This is a genomic window from Sphingomonas sp. (assembly GCF_017304635.1).
GTDB lineage: Bacteria > Pseudomonadota > Alphaproteobacteria > Sphingomonadales > Sphingomonadaceae > Sphingomonas.
Map to the genome: position 1 here is coordinate 1 of NZ_JAFKMA010000001.1, position 21,151 is coordinate 21,151.

Here is a 21,151-nt window from a genome sequence, read left to right on the forward strand (position 1 = left end):
CTCGATGTCGGCTCATCACATCCTGGGGCTGGAGCAGGTCCCAAGGGTTTGGCTGTTCGCCAATTAAAGTGGTACGTGAGCTGGGTTCAGAACGTCGCGAGACAGTTTGGTCCCTATCTGCCGTGGGCGTCGAAATTTGAGAGGAGTTGACCCTAGTACGAGAGGACCGGGTTGAACGTACCTCTGGTGTACCTGTCGTCGTGCCAACGGCGCAGCAGGGTAGCTATGTACGGACGGGATAACCGCTGAAAGCATCTAAGCGGGAAGCCTCCCTCGAGATAAGATTTCTTAGGACGGTGGTAGACCACCACCTTGATAGATCGGATGTGGAAGCGCGGTAACGCGTGGAGCTAACCGATACTAATTGTCCTATTCGCGCTTGATGAGTCCCACCATCAATGACAGCTTTGGGCTGTCTGGTTGGATGATTGAGTTCGACGCCAGATTGAATTGATTACGATTGCATAAGGTGCATCGATTTTAGACCCTTCACCCGCATCCGCAGGCTTCATTGCCTGGTGGCCATAGCGTCGGTGTCCCACCCGATCCCATCCCGAACTCGGCCGTGAAACCCGACTGCGCCGATGGTACTATCGCTCAAGCGATGGAAGAGTAGGTCGTCGCCAGGCATTGCAGCTTGCGGACGCGCGTGGAGAGAACCCATTCACTTGTCTGCCCGCGAAGGCACGCCTCGCCTCCGCCCATCGCGGAGGCGTTCGTGTCTCCGGGGCATCACGTTGGCGCGGGGTGGAGCAGCCCGGTAGCTCGTCAGGCTCATAACCTGAAGGTCACAGGTTCAAATCCTGTCCCCGCAACCAACCCATTTTCTCAAAAATCCGATCGGTACTCGGCGTCGTAGTCGGGAGCCCATTTGAAACGTGTGTCGACCGCTCGGCTAGCGCGTTACGTGCATTGCCTGAGCGGTGTGTCGGCGCAAGATCAGCGCAAACCGACGTGTCGAGCAGAGCGTGCCGCAAGCAGGAATCCGAACGGCGGTGAGAGTGAAGGCGCGACCGGTGGTGCGCAGCATCACTGGCGACTGCGTGCGATAGGATATGCGGACGAACGTTCGCCGAGTTCGCGGGTCGCGCAACCGCTCGAACAGCAGGCCGCCGCCTGGCGGGATGTCGTTGACGGCATAACCGGGCGCGATCAGGTCGATTCCCAGCACCGCCGCCAGCGCGGTGACGTTGGTGTCATGCCCGACCAGCACGTCCAGCCGCGGACCGTGCGCGAGCGACGAGAGGACGCGCTTGCCGAGCCCGGCCGCCTGGTAGGCGGCCATGTAAGGCGGCCGCGTGAAGACCGCGAACAACGCGGCGTGCAGCGTTCCGAGCCGCCGCAACATCGCTGCGCCGGCTCGGCCCCAACCGACGGATGCGGTCGGCATTCCTTCGAGATATTGGAGCAGCAGTATCTGGGCGATGCCCGAGCTTGACCGGATCGGGCCCTTCAGGACGATACCGTGACCGTCCGGGTCGGCGCTGATGTCGGCCGGGCCGGTCGCGAGACAGTCGCCGCCGCACGCGAGCACGCGGTCGAGCAGCGCCAGCGCCCGGCGGTGCCGTCGGACCAGCGTCGGCATCCCGCCGGTCGTGTGATTGATGTCCGCGATCGCGGCACCGGCGTCGAACGATGACGGCCGGCCGGCGAGCGGTTCGAACAAAGGGTCGGTCACGCCGGGGTCGCGGTGGTCGACGGCCAATCCGCAGCCTGGGGCGAAACCGCGTGCATATGCCTCGCCGCTGGCGATCGTGCGGTCGACGCTGTTGGTCGTGATCCGCACCGTCCCGGCCACTGGACAGCCGGTGGCGGGGAGCAGTCCGCGCATCGCCAGGAAGCGACGATCCGCCGCGGCGACGATCTCCAGCATTTTCGCGCCGTGGGGCGTGATCTGCCCATCCGGCACGCTCCAGCGAGGCCAGGGGGCCGCCGTGCGAGTCGCTTCCGGAACTTCGCCGAGCAGCGGCGCCCGGATGCCGTGCCGGATCACCAGCACGGCGCGCTCGACGATCAGCCGCGAGCGGGCGAATGCCGGTTCCGTCGGCGACACGGCTAAGACCAGCAACAAGGCCGCATGAAGACTACGGCGCATGTCAGGGCGTCACGGTGCAGCGATAGGTCACGCGCAACGGGTTGCACCGCGCCATGCGCGCGTCGGGCAGGGTCACGGTAAAACCGAGCCCGATCGGATCGGGGGCGCCGGGATAATAATCGGTGCTGACGGCCTGGGCGCCGCTTTCCGCCGCTGCCTGTGCCTTGCGCTGGTCGTGCGCGCGCGCTTCGACCGTGTTCGCGTCGGTGCGGGTGCGCACGATCACGCCAGCCTTCACCCAGTCGCGGATGCGCGCGCCATCGGCCAGCGGATCCTGAACGATCTGGATCGCGCTTTCGGGTTGGTCGTCGGGATACCAGCCGAACATCGCACGCCCCGCGAGCGACGGGTGGCCCGTGCGATAAGCGTCCGAGACGGCCGGGCGCACGTCGAACAGGATGTAGATTCGTCCCCGCGCCGCCGCGAGCGACGGCCAGCCCCGCGTGCGCACCGCCTCGCGCAAGGTGGCGGATCGTCCCCGCACCTCGTCGGGCGTGATGAGGCGGCGGCCGGGAATGGCCCGGCGAATTTCCACATCCAGCGCGTCGAGCAGCCGCGCATCGTCGAGCGGCAACGGCTGCGTGATCGGCAGGTCGCTCCTGGTGTCGGCTGCGTTGATGGTCAGCATGATCGGCAGATGGCCCGGATGCGCCCGCGACCAGGCGTCGATTTCGCCCAGACAGCGCTGGAGCGTCACGCAATCCGACAGATAGTCGATGTCGGGAATGTGGAAGACCTTGAAACCCGGCTTCGCCATCGCCGCGCGATCGAAGCCGGTCGCTTCGCCCGTCGCGTGCGCCAGCCGCTCGCCGGCCGGATCAGCGTAGCGTCCGCCCTCCGGATCCGCGAAGATATCGATTTCCAGCTGACGCACGCCGCGATCGAGCTGTCGCGACAACGGCAAATGATAATAATCGAGTGCCGCCGCCAGCTTCGGATCGCGCCGGTACAACTCCGCCATCACCGCCGCCGGAATCCGCGCCTTGAAGCTGTTGTGCGATCCCAAGACCTGGATGTCGTTCATATGCAGTGGCGGACGCGACGGAGGAGCGGCGACGGCCGCTCCTCCCAGCATAGCCATCGCCACAAGGATCGATGGTCCGCGCATCAGAATTGCGCCCGCACGCCGAACAGCACGGTGCGGCCCCAATAGTTGATCTCGCCGAAGCGCAACGCGTCGTCGTTGTAGGTGTAGAGATGGGCACCCGACAGGTTGATCGCCTCCACGCTCAGCGTGACGTTCGGGATCACCCGTACCGCGATGCTGCCATCGAGTGTCCCGAACGGCGCGGTATAGGTCGGCGCCTGCGTGGTACTGCCGGTGCTCGACAGGTAACGGTCGCGCCAGACGTAGGACAGCCGAGCGGACAGCGGCCCCTTGTCGTAGAAGCCGACGATATTGAAGCTGTTCTTGGACAGGCCGATCAACTGATCCCTGATCGGGCGCGAGCCCGCCGTGTAGCTCGCCTTCACCGACGTGTGGGTATAGGACGTCTGCACGCCCAGCCCGTCGAACGGCGCCGGCAGGAAGGTGAAAACCTGGTTGTAGGCCGTCTCCAGCCCATAGACCTTCGCATTGCCGCCATTGACCTGCGTCGACAGCAGGACGGTGCCGCGTCCCGGAATGTCGATGTTCACGTTCTGCTGCGTGATGTAATTGTCCATCGCCTTGTAGAACAATGCCCCGGTCAGCGATCCCGAACGGTTGAAATACCATTCGAGCGACCCGTCGAACTGCGTCGCCAGGAACGGCACCAGCTGCGGATTGCCGCCGCTGGCGGTCGGCGCGTCGGTGGACACGGTGATGCGCGGGGCGCTGTCGGTGACGTTGGGACGCGTCAGCACGCGGCTTGCCGCCAGCCGGGCGATCAGGTCGTGGGTCAGTTCGGCGCGCAGGTTGAAGCTGGGCAGGACGTTGTTGAACGTCTTCGGAAAGCTCGCCGGGGTCGGCGCGGAGCCGATCGTCAGCGTCCCGCTCGCGACCTGATCGGTATGGACGTAGCGCGCGCCGATATTGCCCGTCACAGCGATCCCGCCGAGGTCGAAGCCGTAATCGGCACGGACATACCCGCTCGCCACCTTCTCGGTCACCACGAACGACGAACGCAGGTCGCCGGCCGTCAGCGGTGATGCCTGCACGTCCGGCGTGAAGAACGCGTTCAGGTAGACGCCCGTCACCGGCACGAGGAACCGGCGCAGCGTGTTGCCGTCGACGCCCTTGAGGAAATCGTCATACGGCATCTGTTCGTACGCGCCGCTGCCCAGCGAGGTCAGCGGCGTGGTGGTGCCCGTGGCGACGATGAAGTCGCGGCGGAAGTAATCGCGCTTGCGCCAATGATACTCGATGCCGGCCGCGAATTTGGTGAAGAATCCACCGACGTCATACGTCGCGTCGCCGCGCGTGAAGAAGTCCCAGTCCTTGCTGTTCTTCGGCGCGATGTTGAACTGGTAGAGGCTGTAATTCGCCGGGTTGGTCGGATCGACCGTGGTGGTGAAGGTCGGGATGACCTTGTAGCCCGCCGACGCGTCATAGGTCAGCGGCGCGAAGAACATCGCGCGGCTGCGCACCGTGCCCACCCGGTAATCGGGGTGGAAGCTGTGCGCGAACGACCAGTTCGCGTCCCCTGACAGGTGCCAGCGATCGGCATCGTAGGTCTGATGCAGCCCGACCGTCAGCAAATCGTGGCGGTTGAGGCTGTATTCGCGGGACGCCATGAACCGGACGTCGTTGATCGTCGCAGCGACCACGGTCTTGCCGTCGGTCTTGACCGTGGACGGCACGATCACCGGGCGATGGCCGGACACGCTGGTGTCGTCCGGATAGATGTCGAGGCCGAATTCGTCATAGGCGACGTCGAGCCGCGTCGCGAGGATGTCGAGCGTCGTTTCCAGCCCCGCCGCCGGGCGCCACTGCGCGGAGATCATGCCCGACAAGCGCTGACGCTGTTCGGTCTCGATCGTCGGGCGCGTGCGGGTCGGCGTGTAGAATCCCGCGGCCAGCCCGCCTGCCGCCGCCGCCGTGAACTTGTCGAGGTTCCAGCCGAAGTTCATGAAACGATCGTTGCGGACCGCCTTGCCCCAATATTGCGCGCCGGCGAGGAGACCGAAGGTGCCGTCCGCATTGGTCGCGCTGGCGATGACGGTCGCGTTCGGCTTCACCTGATGCGTCTGGCTGGTGTAGGTGCCGCGCAGGTTGAGCGTGGTCTTGTTACCGACGTCGAGCGGGCGGAACGTCTTGACGTCGATATTGCCGCCGAGCGCGCCTTCGGTCATGTCGGCGGTCGGCGTCTTCACGACGTCGATGCTGGCGGTGAACTCCGCGGGCAGCATCTCGAACCGGAACTGGCGACCGTTGGCGCCGCCATTTTCGATCAGGTCGTTGAGCGCGACCGTCCGGCCGTTGAGCAGGGTGCTCTGGAACTGCGGGCCGAGGCCGCGCACGCTGACGTACAGGCCCTCGCCGCGCGGCCGTGTGATCGCGACGCCGGTGACGAGTTGCAGCGCTTCCGCCACGTTCTGCGTCGGGAACTTGCCGATATCGGTCGAGCTGATCGAATCGAGCCCGTAATCCGCGCGGCGCTTGGCCTCCGTCGCGGCACGCAGGCTGCGCGCGTAGGTGCCGTTGACCACGACTTCCTGCCCGGCATCGGCGTCGGCACTCGTGTCGGCCGCGGCTTGCGGAGCCTGAGCGTCCTTGCCCGCCGTCTGCGCGTGTGCGGCGGACGAGATGCCAGTCATCAGGACGCACGCCACCGAGCCCAGAAACAGGCTTCGATACATTTTCATTTGTAGAATCCCCCAAAGATGCGACCCTTGGCCGCTGCCGGGGCACCTAGGAGTGGCTGGTTTCAGTGCGGCGAAATCGCGATGACAGAATGGCGACGATCGCGCGCGAGGCGGCATCGTTGATCGGTGCATCGATGTCGCGCGGTTCGCTCACCGCGTGAAGAAGCCGGAAGGCTGTGAGCCTAAGCCGACCTCCATCCGATGCTGCACGCGGTGTTACACGCCCGATCGGCGCAGGTTGGTCTGGACGATCAACTCGCCCGCGCCGGATGTTCCGCCACGCTCCGGCAATGTTCGAGGTAGCCGACTTCGTGGCGGCCGGCGAGTTCGAACACGCTGCGCCATAGCCAGGACGGCGCGTCGTCCGCGTGGCGGTGGGACAGGAGGGTCTTGCGCCAGTGTGCCCGGTCGGCGGCGTCGAGCTGGCGGCCATGCGCCTTGCCGACGACATAGGCAAGGTAGTGCGCGGCGCGCACCGCTTGTTCGGTGTTGAACTGGTCGACTTCGATCTTGAGGTCCTGTGGCATCAATTCGCGCACGAACACCGATGCGTCGAGGAAGCGCGCTGCCGCGATGCGCTCGCCGAGATTGGGGGAAAGCGCGCGCGCCGCCGCAACCACGCGCTCGGCCGGGATGCCCGGCATGCGCGCGCCCTTGGCCGCCGGTGCGACCGGCTTCACCGCTTCCTTGATGTCGACGAGCGCATATTCGCGATCGCGTTCGTCGCCGAGGTCGAGAATGGCGGCGAGCCGTCGCAGGCCGAGCGAACTGCATCCCTTCACCCAATAAGCGGCATCGACCAGCTTGACGCAGTCGTCCGCCTGCCGCTGCTTGAGCGCCAGCACCATGCGCGTCACGCCCGCGTCGTCGAACACCGCGTCGACGCCCCGCCGTTCCGCGGCGGTCAGGTCCCAGAACCTTTTGCCCAGCGGGATTTCGGGCTTCACATCCTCGAGCCGTTCCTTCGCTAAGTGGCGCCAGCGTCGTCCCAGCGCGCGCCGTTTCACCGTTCGCACCGCGTCGGGTTCCGGCCCGTGGTCGTCGCCGTCGGGTGCGTCCAGCGCGCCGACATAACCGGCCACCATCTGCTCCAGCATGTGCGTCGTGGTCACGCCCGGCAGGTCCGAACTGCGCGCGGCCGTCGCCAGCGACAGGCCGAGGCGGATCACGTCATGCAGCGGATTGCCGATCACCGCCTGGTCGAGGTCGCGGATCTGGATGGCGACATGGCCGCGCGCGTCGGCGATCGGGCCCAGATTGCCGACATGGCAATCGCCGCAGATCCAGATGGCGGGTCCGTCCGGCAGGTTCGCCGCAGCGCGGGACTCGGCCAGCCACTCGTAGAACTTCGCCGTGTTCCCGCGGACATAGGCGTGCGTCGACCGCGCCATCTTCATCGTCCGGCGAGCATCGAGAATGGCGGTCCGCTCGTCGGCGTCGGGTAGCTTCATGTGATCTCCTCAGGGCAATACCACCATGGCGACGGCGGCGGCGGCCATCACGCCGGTCGCGATCCAGCCCAATGCCAGCAAACGCCGCGGCGCGGTGAAACGCCCCATCGTGTCGCGGCGCGACACCACGACCATCATCACCGCCATGATCGGCACCGCGACCACGCCGTTGACGATCGCGCTGTAGAAGAGCGCCTTGATCGGATCGAGCGAGGACCAGTCGATCACCACGCCCAGGATCGTCGCGGCGGCGATGATCGAATAGAAGCCGACCGCTTCCCACGGCTTGTGTTCGAGCCCGCATTTCCAGTCGCGCGTCTCGCCCACGGCATAGGCCGCCGACCCCGCGAGCACCGGCACCGCCAGCAGTCCGGTGCCGATGATGCCGAGGCTGAACAGCAGATAGGCGAAGCGGCCGGCGACCGGTTCCAGTGCCGTAGCGGCGTCGGCGGCGGTCTCGATCGTCCTGCCCGATTGGTGGAGCGTCGCCGCCGTCCCGATGATGATCGCGATCGCGACGAGGTTGGAGACCGCCATCCCGACCAGCGTGTCGATCCGGATCCGGCGGAACTCGCTACGCGCCTGTTCGGGGGCTTTCAGCAGGGGCTTGGCGTCGGGTTTCTGCGCGACTTCCTCGACCTCCTGCGCGCTTTGCCAGAAGAACAGATACGGGCTGATCGTCGTGCCGAAGATCGCGACGATGAACGAGACGCTCTTCGCGCCGTCGAGCTGCGGGACGAGCCCGCCGAGTACGTCGCGCCACTCGACATGAATGACCAGCAGCAGCGCGACATAGGCGAACAGCGCCAGCGTCAGCCACTTGAGGAACGCGGCATAGCGGCGATAGGCGACGAACAGTTGCAGCATCAGCGAACCGACCGCGAACGCGACCGTCATCACATGCGCGCTGATGCCGAACGTCAATTCGGCGGCGCTGCCCATCGCGGCCAGGTCGGCGCCGATGTTGATCGTGTTGGCGACGAACAGCAGCACGACGAGCCCGGTGACGGCGGGCCGCCAGATCACCTGTGCCATGTTCTTCGACAGGCCGCATCCGGTCACGCGCCCGATATGCGCGCTCACGAGCTGGACCGCGCACATCAGCGGGTAGCTCAGGACCATCGTCCATAGCAGGCCGAACCCGAACTGGGCGCCAGCCTGCGAATAGGTCGCGATGCCGCTGGGATCGTCGTCGGCCGCCCCGGTGATAAGCCCGGGCCCAAGCTGATCGACCAGCGCGACCGAGCGGATGCGATTGCGGACCGTCATCGAGCGGCTGATGTCGCGGATATCGAGAGCGGGGCTACAGGCGATCCTGAAAGCGAAACGGCATCGAACATACGCAAACTCCAGTCGATACGGATGCGAAACCGTTCAGCCGGTCGGTGGTTCCCTGCGCTAACCTTCTGATATTCCGTTGAACCCGGAAAGTGCGAGGCGGATTCCAGTGCTGGTTCAGCCGCCCAGGCGTTCGTCATGGCGCGCTCACGCCGATCTCGCGCCCATGCAACGGTTCGCGCCACCTGTATGTTGAGCGACAAAGGAGACGGTCCATGATCGAACGGGCAGGTATCTATTCGCTTGGCGGCCGCATGGTAAAGCGGCTCGGCTATGGCGCGATGCAGCTTGCGGGACCCGGGGTGTTCGGGCCGCCGCGCGATCCCGATCAGGCGTTGGCGGTATTGCGCGCCGCGGTGGCGGCCGGCGTGAACCATGTCGACACCAGCGATTTCTATGGCCCGCACGTCACCAACCGGCTGATCCGCGAGGCGCTGTCCCCCTACCCCGACGATCTGGTGATCGTGACGAAGATCGGCGCGCGGCGCGGCGAAGATGCCTCATGGTTGCCGGCGTTCGAGCCCGACCAACTGGTTCGTGCGGTCGAAGACAATCTGACCAATCTCGGCCTGGAGTCGCTCGACGTCGTCAACCTGCGGCTGATGTTCGACACGCACGGCCCGGCGGAGGGGCCGATCGCGGCGCCGCTGAAGGTTCTCGCCAACCAGCAGCGGCAGGGGCTGGTGCGGCAGATCGGCATCAGCAACGCCACGCCGACGCAGTATCGCGAGGCCCGCGACATGGTCGACATCGCGTGCGTGCAGAACCAGTACAATCTGGCGCATCGCGACGACGATGCCTTCATCGACGCGTTGGCGGAGGATGGCGTCGCCTACGTCCCCTTCTTCCCGCTCGGCGGCTTCAGCCCATTGCAGTCGGCGGCGTTGTCGGCGGTGGCCGAACGGTTGAGCGCCACGCCGATGCAAATTGCCCTGGCCTGGCTGCTCCAGCGCTCGCCCAACATTCTGCTGATTCCGGGGACGTCGTCGCTGGCGCATCTGGAGGAAAATCTCGCAGCGGCCTCGCTGACGCTGCCGGACGATGCCATCCGCGAGCTCGATGCGATCGGAGCGAAAGCTCCTTAGGATACGACACGACTACGGCCGGCGGACAGCTTCCCAACTCGACGCGTCTGGACTTGGCTTATCGTCGCATTATATACCGGCCGTTATGGAACATGCCGTCGTTCGTGGCCGCCCGCGTGAGTTTTGCGTCGATCAAGCGCTGGTCGCGGCGTTGCGCGTGTTTTGGAGCAAGGGGTATGAGGGCGCGTCGATGACCGACCTCACCGATGCGATGGGGATCACGCGCCCCAGTCTCTACGCCGCGTTCGGCAACAAGGAAGAGTTGTTCCGCAAGGCGCTCGACCTCTATCAACGCGAGAAGCTGAGCTATATCAGCGAGGCGCTGGAGGCGCCGACCGCGCGCGGGGTCGCCAAGCATTTGCTGGAGGGGGCGCTCGCCAACCAGACCGGCAAGTCGGAGCCGCATGGCTGCCTGGGCGTCATCAGTTCGGTTGCGTGCGGGGCGGAGGCCGAGTCGATCCGCCAGGACGTGCTCGAACGCGGCAAGATCGCGCATGCGGCGCTGGTCGAACGGATGGAACGTGCGATCGCGGATGGCGACTTTCATGGTCTTGCCGACGCCGATGGCATCGCCAATTATCTACGCGCGTTACTGCAGGGCATGGCGGTGCAAGCGGGGGCCGGCGCCTCTCGCGAGGAATTGCAACGGCTGGTCGATACCAGCCTGGCGGTCTGGCCGAGCCGATAGGATCCCGGCTCGACAGCGCCGATCGGATAAAAATATCGGTCGGTATAAAATAAAGCTTGATCCGTCTCTGGCCAGTTTATATACTGCATGGTACAGAACGAGGATCGACCACGCCACTCAGAGTCAAGGGAACAGGCCAGACGCGTATCGTATCCTGACCTGCCGTTAGCATAACCGTCGTCCCCAGTTGTCCGTGACTCCCCGTCGCGCTTTGCGGGACTGCTCGTGTCCGATGAACAGATTGCCCGGCGATGCCCCGTCGCCGGGAACGGGCCGGCGCTCGCCCCACGCGCCGGCCCCAAGAACAAGGAGGAAATGGCCATGGCCTATCTCGATTTTCCCGCGACCGGTGGCGGTGCCGCCGTACTCGATCGCCCCGCCGCGCCGCCCCGGCACTTCCAGCGCATCGGCAAGCCGGCCGAATTGACTCCGCTCGAGTGGCAGGTCGTGGCGCTGGCGCAGCGCGACAAGCTGACCTCCATCCGTCCGGCCGGGCGAGTGACGCGCGCGATCCGCTGGCTGTTCGGCTTGCGGGTGTCCAATGCCCTGTCGGACGACCGCCTGGAGGCACTGCGTCGGATTGCCGTGCTCAGTTGGTATCGCGGGTTCGCGGTCGCATCGGCCGAAGTCCGCGCGTTTCTAGCGGCGGGCTTCACCCCCGATCAATACGAACTGCTGCTGGAGCGGATCAGCGCCGCTCGTGCGCCGTTGCCACGGCAGTTCCGCCGATGAACATGGCGTCCCCCGTCGATGCCATGCCGCAACGGCTACCGCTCTAGCAGCGCGCCGCCTGAGCCCGCTCCCCGGTCACTTGCAGATCGCGCGGAAGCCGCCGGCCATGAATGTGGCCATGTATTGCTTTACCGCGATGAAGTCCTCGGACTTGGCAAGGCCGCCGGACAGCTTGTCGATACGGCCGGTGCGGGCGAGGGTGAGCATCAGCGCGCCGGTGACGAAGTGATAGCCCCAGAAGATCGCGGCTTCGTCGGCATCGGGCATTGATTTCTTGAGCAGCTCGATCAGCCGTAACACCACCGGATCGAAATTCCTGTCCATCAGGTCGGCGCCCCAGGCCGGGGTGTTGGCGACCTGCGCACCGAGCTTGGCGTAATTGCGCCAGCCTTCGCCACCATCGATATAGAGGTCGAGATCGGTGTCGAGGAAGGCGTGGAGCGCGCCCTCCAGCGTCGGCTTGCCGCCACACGCGCGCTCGTAATCGTCGAGCGCCTGCATCCGCCGTTCGCTGGTGACCGCCGCGCGGCGAGCGAAGACGGCGTCGAACAGGGCTTTCTTGTCGTCGAAATAATAGTTCAGCAGGGTGTGGTGGACGCCCACTTTCTCGGCGACTTCCTTCAGCCGGACGCCATACAGGCCATGCTGCGAGAACAGTTCCTCGGCGGCGTCGAGGATCTGTTCGACCGTTTCCGCGCGCTGCTCGGCCTTTCTGGAACGGCGCTTCGGGGCGGCGGTCTGAGTCACGCCTTTCCCTTCACTGCTCGACGCTCGTCCGTCAAGCGATGCGTCCGAGACATTCACTCAAACGATAGTGATGTTGACATGACGTCGGGCCGCGTCATGATGGCGGAAAACGGCCAGTCGGGATCGGGCCGGGATCGGGAGAGCGAGGATGAGGGGTCGATCGGTCGGGCCGCTGCGGCGAATGGTGCCGGTGTTCGCATGAGCGTGTCGTCCCCGACCGCGCCACCCCGGATCGCCCCCGGCGCCTGGGTCATGCTCGTCGCGCTGACCTTCGTCTATGTGCTCAATTTCCTCGACCGGCAGTTGCTGGGCATCCTCGCCAAGCCAATCCAGGACAGCCTGAAGATCACCGATGGCCAGCTCGGCCTGCTGAGCGGACTGTATTTCGCGTTCTTCTACTGCTTCATCGCGATCCCGATCGGGTTTCTGGCGGATCGCATCGATCGTGTGAACATCCTGTCGCTCGCCTGCGCGATCTGGAGCGCGGCGACGACCGCGTGCGGGCTCGCCACGACCTATCCGCAACTGGTGATCGCCCGGATGACGGTCGGGTTCGGCGAGGCCGGCGGCGTGCCGCCATCCTACGCGCTGATTACCGACACCTTTCCGCCGGGCCGGCGCGGCATGGCGTTCGGCATCTACAATCTCGGCCCGCCGATCGGGGCGGCCTTGGGGATCGCGTTCGGGGCGTCGATCGCGGTGTGGTTCAACTGGCGCGCGGCGTTCATCACGATCGGCGCGATCGGCATCGTCACCGCCGTCCTGCTCAAGCTGCTGATGCGCGAGCCGGTACGCGGCGCGACCGATGCCGTCGCGACCGACCTGTCGGGCGGAAGGGCAGGGTTCGGCGCGACGCTCCGGATGTTCTTCACGCATCCCGTCCTGATGCTGGCATCGCTTGCAAGCGGCGCGACGCAGTTCGTGACCTATGGCCTCGGCAATTTCGCGGTGCTGTTCCTGCAACGCGAAAAGGGGATGACCCTGTCGGAAGTCGCGGTGTGGTATGCACTGGTCGCGCTGATCGGGATGAGCACGGGAATGATCCTGTCCGGCCGCGTGATCGACCGTTTCACGCAGCGATCGCGCGTCGTCTATGCGGTCGCGCCGGCGCTGTCGCTGGTGGTCGCGTTGCCGTTCTTCCTCGGCTTCGTTTGGGCGCCGGGCTGGCCATTGGCGCTGGTGTTCCTGACGATCGCGAACGTCTTCAACTACTTCTATCTCTCGTCCGCCGTCGCGCTGGTTCAGGGGGAGGTGCGGCCGGACCAGCGCGTGCTGTCGGGTGCGCTGCTCCTGCTGGTGATGAATTTCATCGGCCTCGGTCTTGGCCCGACCTGGGTCGGCGCGGTGAGCGACTGGTTCAAATCGCACGGCTACGCCCATGCGCTGCAACTGGCACTCTACACGCTGTCTCCTGCCTATCTGGTGGCGATCGGATTGTTCCTGCTGCTCGCCCGGCGGCTCCGCACCGAAGAAAGGATGTCGCGATGACGTTGCGTACGATAGCGGCGCTGGCTGCCGCGACGATGGCTATCCCCGCTGGCGCGCAGACGGGGCCGGTGGTCGCGGCTCCCTCGGGCGCGGTGAGCGGGGTCGCCGATGGCGACGTGACCGCGTTCAAGGGCATCCCCTATGCCGTCCCGCCGGTCGGTGCGCTGCGCTGGCGCCCGCCGGTCGCGATGAAGCCGTGGCAGGGGGTGCGCGCCGCGACCGCGTTCGGCCCGGCCTGCGTTCAGCCGCAGAGCAAGGCGCCGGTCTCGGTCTATTCGCCGCCGCAGCCGATGCCGGTCAGCGAGGATTGCCTGACGCTCAACATCTGGGTGCCGAAAAACGCGCGCCATGCGCCGGTGTTCGTGTGGATCCACGGCGGCGCGCTGGTCGGCGGGTCGAGCCGCGAGCAATTGTACGATGGCGGCAAGCTGGCCGAGCGCGGGATGATCGTCGTGTCGATCAACTATCGGCTCGGCGTGCTCGGCTATCTCGCGCACCCCGCGCTCAGCGCCGAATCGCCGCAGCGCGTGTCGGGCAATTACGGCCTGCTCGACCAGATCGCGGCGCTGAACTGGGTGCGCTACAACATCGCGGCGTTCGGCGGCGACAAGGGCAACGTGACCATCGCCGGCGAGTCCGCGGGCGCGCTGAGCGTCATGTACCTGCTGGAATCGCCGCTCGCGCGCGGACTGTTCCACCGGGCGATCGCCGAGAGCGCTTACATGGTCACCATGCCCGAGTTGAAGAAGGCGACCTACGGCATGCCGTCGGCGGAAGCCGCCGGGCAGATGCTGGGCGGCGCGGTGCAGGCGCCCGACTTGGCGACACTGCGCGGAATGGGCGCGCAAGCGATTACCGACGCCGCCGCCAAGGCCGGCTGGTCGCCATGGGGCGTGATCGACGGGCTGGTGCTGCCGGCGCAGATGACTGCCACGTTCGATGCCGGAAAGCAGGCGGCGGTGCCGATCCTGGCCGGGTTCAACCAGGGCGAGATCCGGTCGCTGATGATGCTGGCGCCCAAGCCGCCCGCCAGCGCCGATGACTACGCGAAGGTCATCCGTGATCGTTACGGCGACCTCGCCGACGCTTTCCTCACACTCTATCCGGCCGCCGACTACACCCAGAGCATCATCGCCGCGACGCGCGATGCGCTGTACGGCTGGACTGCCGAACGACTGGTGCGCAAGCAGACCGCACTGGGGCAACCGTCCTATCTCTACCTGTTCGATCACGGCTATCCGGCGATGGACGAGGCCGGGCTCCACTCCTTCCACGCGAGCGAATTGCCCTACGTCTTCGGCACGATCGATCGCACCCCGCCATTGTGGCCGAAGATCCCGGCGGACGCGAACGAACGCGCGCTGTCGGATGCGATGCTCGATTACTGGGCAAGCTTCGCCATGACCGGCCGACCGCTGGCGGCGAACGCGCCGGCCTGGCCCGCCTTCGGCCAGGCGATGCGCTACATGCATTTCGCCGCGACGCCGCAGCCGGGCACCGGCCTGATGCCCGGCATGTACGTGCTCAACGAGCGCGTGGTGTGCCGCAAGGCGAAGGCCGGGATCGCCTGGAACTGGAACGTCGGTCTGGCGGCGCCCAAGCTGCCGGGGCGAACCGCCGGCTGCGACTGACCGACTGCTGCGGCATGATCGCGATCATCGCGATCGTGCCGTTGCATTACGGCCTAGAAGGCCTTAAGCACCTTGACCCCGTACTGCCGCGGCGACCCCGCGAAATAGAGCCCGCTGTTCAGCGCGGCGACGTAATGCTGGTCGGTCAGGTTGGTCGCATAGGCGGTGAGCGTCAGCGTGCCATGGGTGTAGGCGATCTGCGCGTTCAGGATCTTGCGCGCCTGCAACAGGTCGCCGCGATTGACGTTCTCGAACAACGTCGCCCACTGGTTGCCGACATAGCCGAAATTGGCGCGCGGCGTGATCGTGTCGCCGTTCGCCAGCTTGGCCTCATATTCCGCGCTCAGGTTGAACGTGACGTTCGGCGCATAGGTCTGGCGCCGTCCGGCAAGATTGATGCAGTTGGTCGCGGTCGCGGCACCCCCTTTCAGCGGATCGCACGCGCCGGTCGCCGCCGCGCGCGGGTCGCTGGCGTAGAACTGACCGAGTTCGCTGTGCAGCACGTTGACGCCGGCGCCGAACTTGAACCCGCCGACCGTGGCGTCGATCTCGCCCTCGAACCCGTAGATCTTGGTCGCGTTGGGCACGTTGAGTTCGATCCCGAAGGTCGGGAAGGTCGGATAGCCGATGATGACCTGGAAGTTCTTGTAGTCGTTGTAGAAGCCGGTCAGCGTCGTGCGGACGTGGCCGTTCGCCCAATTGGCCTTCCAGCCGGCTTCGTACGACGTCACGCGCTCCGGCTCGAACGGCGCCGGGTTGCCCAGCCCGACCGGCACGTTGAGCCCGCCCGGCCGGAAACCGGTCGCGACGAAGCCGTACAGATACTGGTCCGGGCTCAGCTTCCAGCCGAGCGACGCCTTGTACGAGAAATTATCCGACTTGACTGTCTGCGTCTGGTTGATCGGCGTGCCGTATTGCAGCACGTTGACGTAATTGGTCGAGCGGCTGGCGGTGTAGCGGCCGCCGAGTTCGAGCTTCAGGTTCGGCGTGATCTGCAACCCGATCTGGCCGAAGCCCGCCAGGCTACGCTCCGGATTGCGGCCGGCGAGCTGGTATTTGCACGCCGCCAGGTTGAACCCGTAGCACACGTCGATCGTGAAATTGTCGAACGGCCGCGGAAAGAAATAGGTGTTCCACATCCCGAACCCGCCGATCAGCCACGTGAAGCGGCGATTGTCGGGCGAGGTGATGTTGAACTCCTGGCTGAACTGAGTCTCCGTCACGGTATCGAAGAAATACTGGTTCTTGATCGTGCCGGTGGTCGGATCGACGATGTTCGACGCGGTGCCGTCCAGGTCTGCCCTGTAGAGCGTGTTGCCAGTCTGGAACCCGGTGACCGAGCGGAACTTGGTGCCGTCGTTGGTGTCGTATTCGAGCTTCAGCACCGAGCGCACGAACTTGTCGCGCGCCCCCTGCGGCGTGTTGAGCTGGATGTCGTACAGGTCGCGCTTGTATGCCGGATACGCATCGCTGTGCTGCCAGAACGGCGAGGCGGGGTAGGCGCCCGAATCGAGCCAGTCGACATCGGTCTTCGACAGGACCGAGAAATGGTCGTTCGGCTTCCACAGGAAGCTGACGCGCCCGGCGAGATAGCCGAGGTTGCCGGGATCGTAGGGATAGGCGCTGCCGCCCGCCCCGGTGATGTGGAAGAAGCTGTCGCGACGCTGCCCGAACAGCGCGATGCGCGCGGCAAAGGTGTCGCTGACCGGAATATTGATCGCGCCCTGAATGCCGAAGTCGTTGTAATTGCCGTAATTCGCGTTGACGTAGCCGCGAATGCCGCCGTTGATGACGGGATCGTTGGTGTTGACGAACACCGCGCCGCCGGTCGCATTCTGTCCGACGATCGTGCCCTGCGGCCCGCGCAGCACCTGGATGTTGGCAACGTCGAAATAGGGCTCCATCTGAAAATAGCCGGGAAAGGTCGGCACGCCGTCGCGATAGGTGATGACGCCGGTCGTCGTCTGCGTATTGTGCTCGGCCTTGCCGATACCGCGGACGTTGAAGTCGTTGCCCTGGCCGAAATTGTTGACCACGATCGACGGCATCGCGAACTGCAACGCATCGACGTTCGTCACGCCCTTGTTGCCCAGATCGGTCCCGGTCAGGACCGAGGCGGACAGTGGCGAGGTCATCAGATTCTCGGTTCGGCGAGTCGCGGTGACGACGATCTCGCGCGGCGCATCTTCCGCGGTCGCGGTCTCGTCGGTCTGCTGTGCGGGGGCGGACGTAGAGGCGCTCGGTGCGGTCTGTGCCGACGCTGCTCCGCTACAGACGACCGCAAGCGCCGATGCGCTCAGCAACCACAGGCAAGCCTTCATGCCATCCTCCCGATCTTTCTCGCACGCTCTCAGGCGGCCGGCGGCGAAAATGGCGCAAAAACTCATCGCACACAATACTATTTCTCATGAGAGTGAATGTCTGTTTGGCAATGCGCTTAGTCGCGTCGCAGCGATGGTGAGGATTGAGTTGCCATCGCTCGCTGCCTTCTGGCTGACGGCCAGGCTGCCAGATGCCGGCTTGTGATTGGGGGTCAGGCAGCGCGTCCGCGTTTCGCCTTGGCGCTGCCGCGCAGGCCCGCCATCAGCAACTCGTCGAGCCGCGTGTAACCGAGCCCGAGATGATCGGGGCGAATGCCTGCCGCCTGGCCGATGCTGACTGTCCCGGCCTTGAGCGCCGTGCGGACCATCTTGCCCCAGCGAAGCGCGGTTTCCCAGCGGATCAGGCGTAGATTCTCGTCATCGATCGGGCGCGTCGCGAGAAAATGCGCTTGCAGCCCGGTGAGCAGCGCGCCGATTTCGGCCAATGTCGCCGCGTCGGGGACGGCTTCGCCCTCCATCAGGTGCCGCACGATCAGTCGCGCCTTGGCGTCGGGCAAGGCGACGCCTTCGTCAGTGTAGCGCTCGGCAAGGACGCGCGTGGCGTTGGCCTGCATCGTTTCCGTATAACGCTGCGACGCGCCGCCGCCGTGGCGACGGTAGAGGAGGAGCGGCTCGTCGATCCGGGCGATCCCGCCGTGCCGCGCTAGGCGGTGGTAGAGGTCGAAATCCTCGGCATAGCGATAGTCGGGTCGAGTGAACTCGCCGGCGGGCAGCGCCGCGCGGCGGATCATGGCGGTGGACCAGACCAGCGGATTCTCGATCAGCAACAGCCACTCGATCAGGCGCGGCGTGGTCACCGCGGCCTTGGCATGCGCGCTGACCGCGCCGTCCTCCAGGATGTTGGCGCTCGCTCCGACCAGGGCGATGTCGGGGTGCGCGTCGAGATAGGCGACCTGGCGCGCGAAGCGGTGCGGCAGGCAGATGTCGTCCTGGTCGAGCCCGGCGAGGTAACGCCCGCGCGCTTCGGTCACCGCGCGGTTGCGGCTGCGCACCGGGCCGCCGTTTTCGTCGGCATGGATCACGCGCAGGCGCGGGTCGCGCACGGCGGCGAGCACCTCGCGCGTGTCGTCGGTCGAGCAATCATCGACCACCACGATTTCGAAATCGGCGAAGCTCTGCGCCCACAGGCTGTCGAGCGTCTCGCCGGTCAGCGCCGCGCCGTTATAGGCGGCCATGACGACGCTGACGGTGGGCGCAGGCGACGGGGTCACGCGACCGCCTGGACCGCTTCGCCCAGCACCTGATCGACGATCATCTGGCCGACGTCGTTCTGCCACAGCCACAGACCGTTGGCCTGCCCGCGGAAGCTCGCCTCGCCGCCGAGCCGACCCCACGGCACGAACCCGGCCGCGAGCCCGATGCCATAGGCGCCGGGGATCGGACGGTCGTGCGCGTCGAGCAGGCGGCAATGCCGATCGACCATCGGCCGCCCGGTATCGGCGGCGAGGGGAAGCGGGCGGCCCTGATCGTCGCTGAGCGCCAGCGCATGCGGGCGATAGCCGAGCGCGCCGACGACGAGGTCGGCCTGCTCGATGATCGTGCGAGCACGGGCTTCGTCGTCGCCGATCCGGTGCGTCGCGACGCGTGGCTCGGGCGCGCGGCCATCGACCTGCAACATGCGCAGCACCAGCTCACGCGCCTCCAGCCGGAACCCGCCGAGGCGATAGACGAATCCCGACACTGGGCAGATGTCATCGTCGCCGAAATCAGTGAAACTGTCGGCGCGCGCGGCGTCGGGGGAATGGTAGAAGGGGCGCAAGGGGCGGCGGTGGAGCAGGGTGATGCCGCCGGCGCCGAATGCGATGCCGGGGCGGCTGCGCAGCATCAGCGCGACGCTGGCGAGCGCGCTGGTCGAGCCGCCGATGACGGCGACCTTCGGCGCGCGTTTGCTGCGCAGCAAATCGGCCGCGCGATCGAGCCCGCCGAGCGCCAGTAGCTCGTCGGATTGCATCAGCCGGCCGGCCGCGAGTCGATGCAGCGGGGCGCCCGCGACTTCCTCCGTGGCCAGGCGGTCGAGCGGCTGGTAGCCACCGGTCGCAACGACCAGATTGGCGGCGCGATGCTCCCGCTCGCGCCCGTCGGACAGCCGCCGGACGGTCACCGACCAGCCGCCGCTTACGCGCTTCGCGCTCACCACGTCGTGTCCCGTCGCGACGCGTCCGCCGTTCTGGGCGACGATTCCCGCGAGCCGGTCGCCGGTCACGCGGAGCAGCGGGCCGGCATCGACCAGCGGTACGCCAAGCGCGCCGACGAACTTGGCGACCTGCCGCGCGGCGGGATGGTCGATCAGCGTGGCGATTTCCGGATAGGGATTGTCCTTGACCGCCGACAGGAACGTCTCCGCCGTCGAATCCGACGAGATGGCGTAGCGGCCGAGCCGCCCGCCGCCGAGCGCGTCGTCGCGCTCGGCGATGGTCAGGCCGGCCTGCGCGAGGGCGGCGAGCTGGCCCTGCTTCGCCGCCGCGGTCAGCAGCGCGGTGCCGGCGGGGCCGCCGCCGACGACGATCAGGCGATCCATCGCGCGCGGGCTTGCGGCGATGCGCGGCGCGCGCGTGGCGGCGTTGACGCGGCTCGCGATCCACGCCGCATCCTCGGCCGTCATCCTGTCGGTGATCGGCAGCGAGACGATCCGCGCAGCGACGTCGTCGGCGACCGGAGTCGGTCCGGCGAGCGCATGGTCGCGGATCCACGGTTGTTGCCCCAGATGCGGGCTGAAATAGGCGCCGCAGCCGATGCCGTCGGCCGCCAGCGCGGCGATCACGCGATCGCGATCGGCATGCGGTGGGAGCAAGGCGGGCAGGAATTGCGTCGCGCGGCGTTCCCCGGCGACCGTCTGCAACGTCACGCCGTCGAGACGGTCGCGATACGCCGCCTCGACCGCGCTGCGGCCGGCGACAACGTCCCTGATCTCGGCGAGCTTCAGCCGCGCCATCGCGGCGACGATCTCGGCCATCTTGGCGTTGATGCCGGGCATCACCGCCGACCGGCTGCCGGCGAACCCGAAATTGTTCATCGAGCGCATGTCGTCGATACGCGCCGCGTCGCCGCAATGGATCAGGCCGCCCTCGGCGACGGCGAAGGTCTTGGTCGCGTGGAGCGAATGGACGATCGCGAACGGCGCGCCGCTGCCGAAGCCGCGGCCGGCGGCGTCGATCGTGCCGAGCGAGGCGGCGGCATCGACCACCACGCCGACGCCGTAGCGCTCCGCCAGCCATGCATAGCGGTCGAGGTCGATCGCCGTCCCGAACGTCGCATAGGGCACGATCACCGCGACGCGGTCGCCATGCCGCTCGAGCAGGCGTTCCTCCGCCGCCGGACAGAGCGTCCAGCTCTCCGGATCGATATCGCCGATCAGCGGGGTCAGCCCGCACCATTCGGCCGCCTGCGCGGTCGCGGCGAAAGTCATCGCCGGCATCAGCGCGAGCCGACCCTTCGCGCCCTCGCGACCGATCGCCTGGCGGATCGCCAGCATCAGGCCGAGCGTCGCATTGGCGACCCCCAGGCACGCGCCCCGTCCGCCGAACAGCCGCTCGGTCGCCTCAGCCTCGAACGCGCGCAGCTCGGGGCCGTTGTTCGAATAGACGCCCGACGCCTCGACGCGGCGGAGCACGTCGAGATGCTCGCTGAGCCGCGGCGGGTTGGGATCGACCAGGGGAAAGCGCATGGATGCCATGGTCGCGGCTTGTGCCAGCGCGACCTTAAAAAAGCGGTTACGCGCACCGTAAGCAA

General features: G+C 66.5%; 14 protein-coding genes, 1 tRNA gene and 2 rRNA genes. 8 read left to right on the forward strand and 9 right to left on the reverse strand.

Translation table 11 applies throughout. The features are described from left to right. The 3 genes from J0I47_RS00005 to J0I47_RS00015 all read left to right on the forward strand — a co-directional run. Positions 1-383 (forward strand): 23S ribosomal RNA (locus tag J0I47_RS00005); the annotation flags it as partial. Positions 384-514: 131 nt separating this feature from the next. Beyond that, positions 515-629, forward strand: a 5S ribosomal RNA gene (rrf, locus tag J0I47_RS00010). Between the two features lie 112 nt (positions 630-741). Further along, positions 742-818 (forward strand) — tRNA-Met (locus tag J0I47_RS00015). Positions 819-895: 77 nt separating this feature from the next. On the opposite strand, the gene J0I47_RS00020 is transcribed toward J0I47_RS00015, so the two are convergent. The 5 genes from J0I47_RS00020 to J0I47_RS00040 all read right to left on the reverse strand — a co-directional run bounded on the left by J0I47_RS00020 (position 896) and on the right by J0I47_RS00040 (position 8,601). Then, positions 896-2,095, reverse strand: a complete 1,200-nt coding sequence (locus tag J0I47_RS00020) for a histidine-type phosphatase (RefSeq protein WP_294044391.1) — start codon at positions 2,093-2,095, stop codon at positions 896-898. 1 nt (position 2,096) lies between these two features. After that, the gene (locus J0I47_RS00025) at positions 2,097-3,119 is read right to left on the reverse strand and encodes a Ca2+-dependent phosphoinositide-specific phospholipase C (protein WP_294044392.1); all 1,023 of its coding nucleotides are present in this window, start codon (positions 3,117-3,119) and stop codon (positions 2,097-2,099) included. Positions 3,120-3,202: 83 nt separating this feature from the next. Then, positions 3,203-5,881, reverse strand: a complete 2,679-nt coding sequence (locus J0I47_RS00030) for a TonB-dependent receptor (RefSeq protein WP_294044393.1) — start codon at positions 5,879-5,881, stop codon at positions 3,203-3,205. A gap of 251 nt (positions 5,882-6,132) precedes the next feature. Continuing rightward, positions 6,133-7,332 carry a DUF2252 family protein gene (locus J0I47_RS00035; protein ID WP_294044394.1) on the reverse strand — a complete coding sequence of 400 codons (1,200 nt, stop codon included), beginning with the start codon at positions 7,330-7,332 and terminating at the stop codon, positions 6,133-6,135. A 9-nt stretch (positions 7,333-7,341) separates the two neighbouring features. Beyond that, positions 7,342-8,601 carry an Nramp family divalent metal transporter gene (locus tag J0I47_RS00040; RefSeq protein WP_294044395.1) on the reverse strand — a complete coding sequence of 420 codons (1,260 nt, stop codon included), beginning with the start codon at positions 8,599-8,601 and terminating at the stop codon, positions 7,342-7,344. Positions 8,602-8,885: 284 nt separating this feature from the next. On the opposite strand from J0I47_RS00040, the gene J0I47_RS00045 reads away from it, so the two are divergent. From J0I47_RS00045 to J0I47_RS00055, 3 genes are all read left to right on the forward strand, one after another. Further along, on the forward strand, positions 8,886-9,755 hold the full coding sequence (locus tag J0I47_RS00045) for an aldo/keto reductase family oxidoreductase (RefSeq protein ID WP_294044396.1): 870 nt from the start codon (positions 8,886-8,888) through the stop codon (positions 9,753-9,755). An 85-nt stretch (positions 9,756-9,840) separates the two neighbouring features. Next, complete coding sequence (locus J0I47_RS00050; RefSeq protein WP_294044397.1) at positions 9,841-10,443, forward strand: TetR/AcrR family transcriptional regulator; 603 nt, start codon at positions 9,841-9,843, stop codon at positions 10,441-10,443. A gap of 321 nt (positions 10,444-10,764) precedes the next feature. After that, a complete protein-coding gene (locus tag J0I47_RS00055) occupies positions 10,765-11,175 on the forward strand; it encodes a hypothetical protein (RefSeq protein ID WP_294044398.1) in 411 nt (136 codons plus the stop codon). 75 nt (positions 11,176-11,250) lie between these two features. Here the strand turns inward: J0I47_RS00055 and J0I47_RS00060 are convergent, their stop codons facing one another. Further along, positions 11,251-11,922 (reverse strand): TetR family transcriptional regulator, encoded by a 672-nt coding sequence (locus J0I47_RS00060; RefSeq protein ID WP_294044399.1) that lies wholly within the window; start codon positions 11,920-11,922, stop codon positions 11,251-11,253. A gap of 78 nt (positions 11,923-12,000) precedes the next feature. Between J0I47_RS00060 and J0I47_RS00065 the strand changes: the two genes are divergently transcribed. After that, positions 12,001-13,410 (forward strand): MFS transporter, encoded by a 1,410-nt coding sequence (locus J0I47_RS00065; protein ID WP_294044400.1) that lies wholly within the window; start codon positions 12,001-12,003, stop codon positions 13,408-13,410. Further along, positions 13,407-15,041 carry a carboxylesterase family protein gene (locus J0I47_RS00070; RefSeq protein WP_294044401.1) on the forward strand — a complete coding sequence of 545 codons (1,635 nt, stop codon included), beginning with the start codon at positions 13,407-13,409 and terminating at the stop codon, positions 15,039-15,041. Before J0I47_RS00065 ends, J0I47_RS00070 begins: the two co-directional genes overlap by 4 nt. Positions 15,042-15,094: 53 nt before the next feature. Here J0I47_RS00070 and J0I47_RS00075 read toward each other — a convergent pair whose 3' ends face one another. The 3 genes from J0I47_RS00075 to J0I47_RS00085 form a co-directional block, all read right to left on the reverse strand. Then, complete coding sequence (locus J0I47_RS00075; RefSeq protein WP_294044402.1) at positions 15,095-17,362, reverse strand: TonB-dependent receptor; 2,268 nt, start codon at positions 17,360-17,362, stop codon at positions 15,095-15,097. A 212-nt stretch (positions 17,363-17,574) separates the two neighbouring features. Next, positions 17,575-18,633 (reverse strand): glycosyltransferase, encoded by a 1,059-nt coding sequence (locus J0I47_RS00080; protein WP_294044403.1) that lies wholly within the window; start codon positions 18,631-18,633, stop codon positions 17,575-17,577. Next, complete coding sequence (locus tag J0I47_RS00085; protein WP_294044404.1) at positions 18,630-21,086, reverse strand: aminotransferase class I/II-fold pyridoxal phosphate-dependent enzyme; 2,457 nt, start codon at positions 21,084-21,086, stop codon at positions 18,630-18,632. Before J0I47_RS00085 ends, J0I47_RS00080 begins: the two co-directional genes overlap by 4 nt. Between the last annotated feature and the right edge of the window lie 65 nt (positions 21,087-21,151).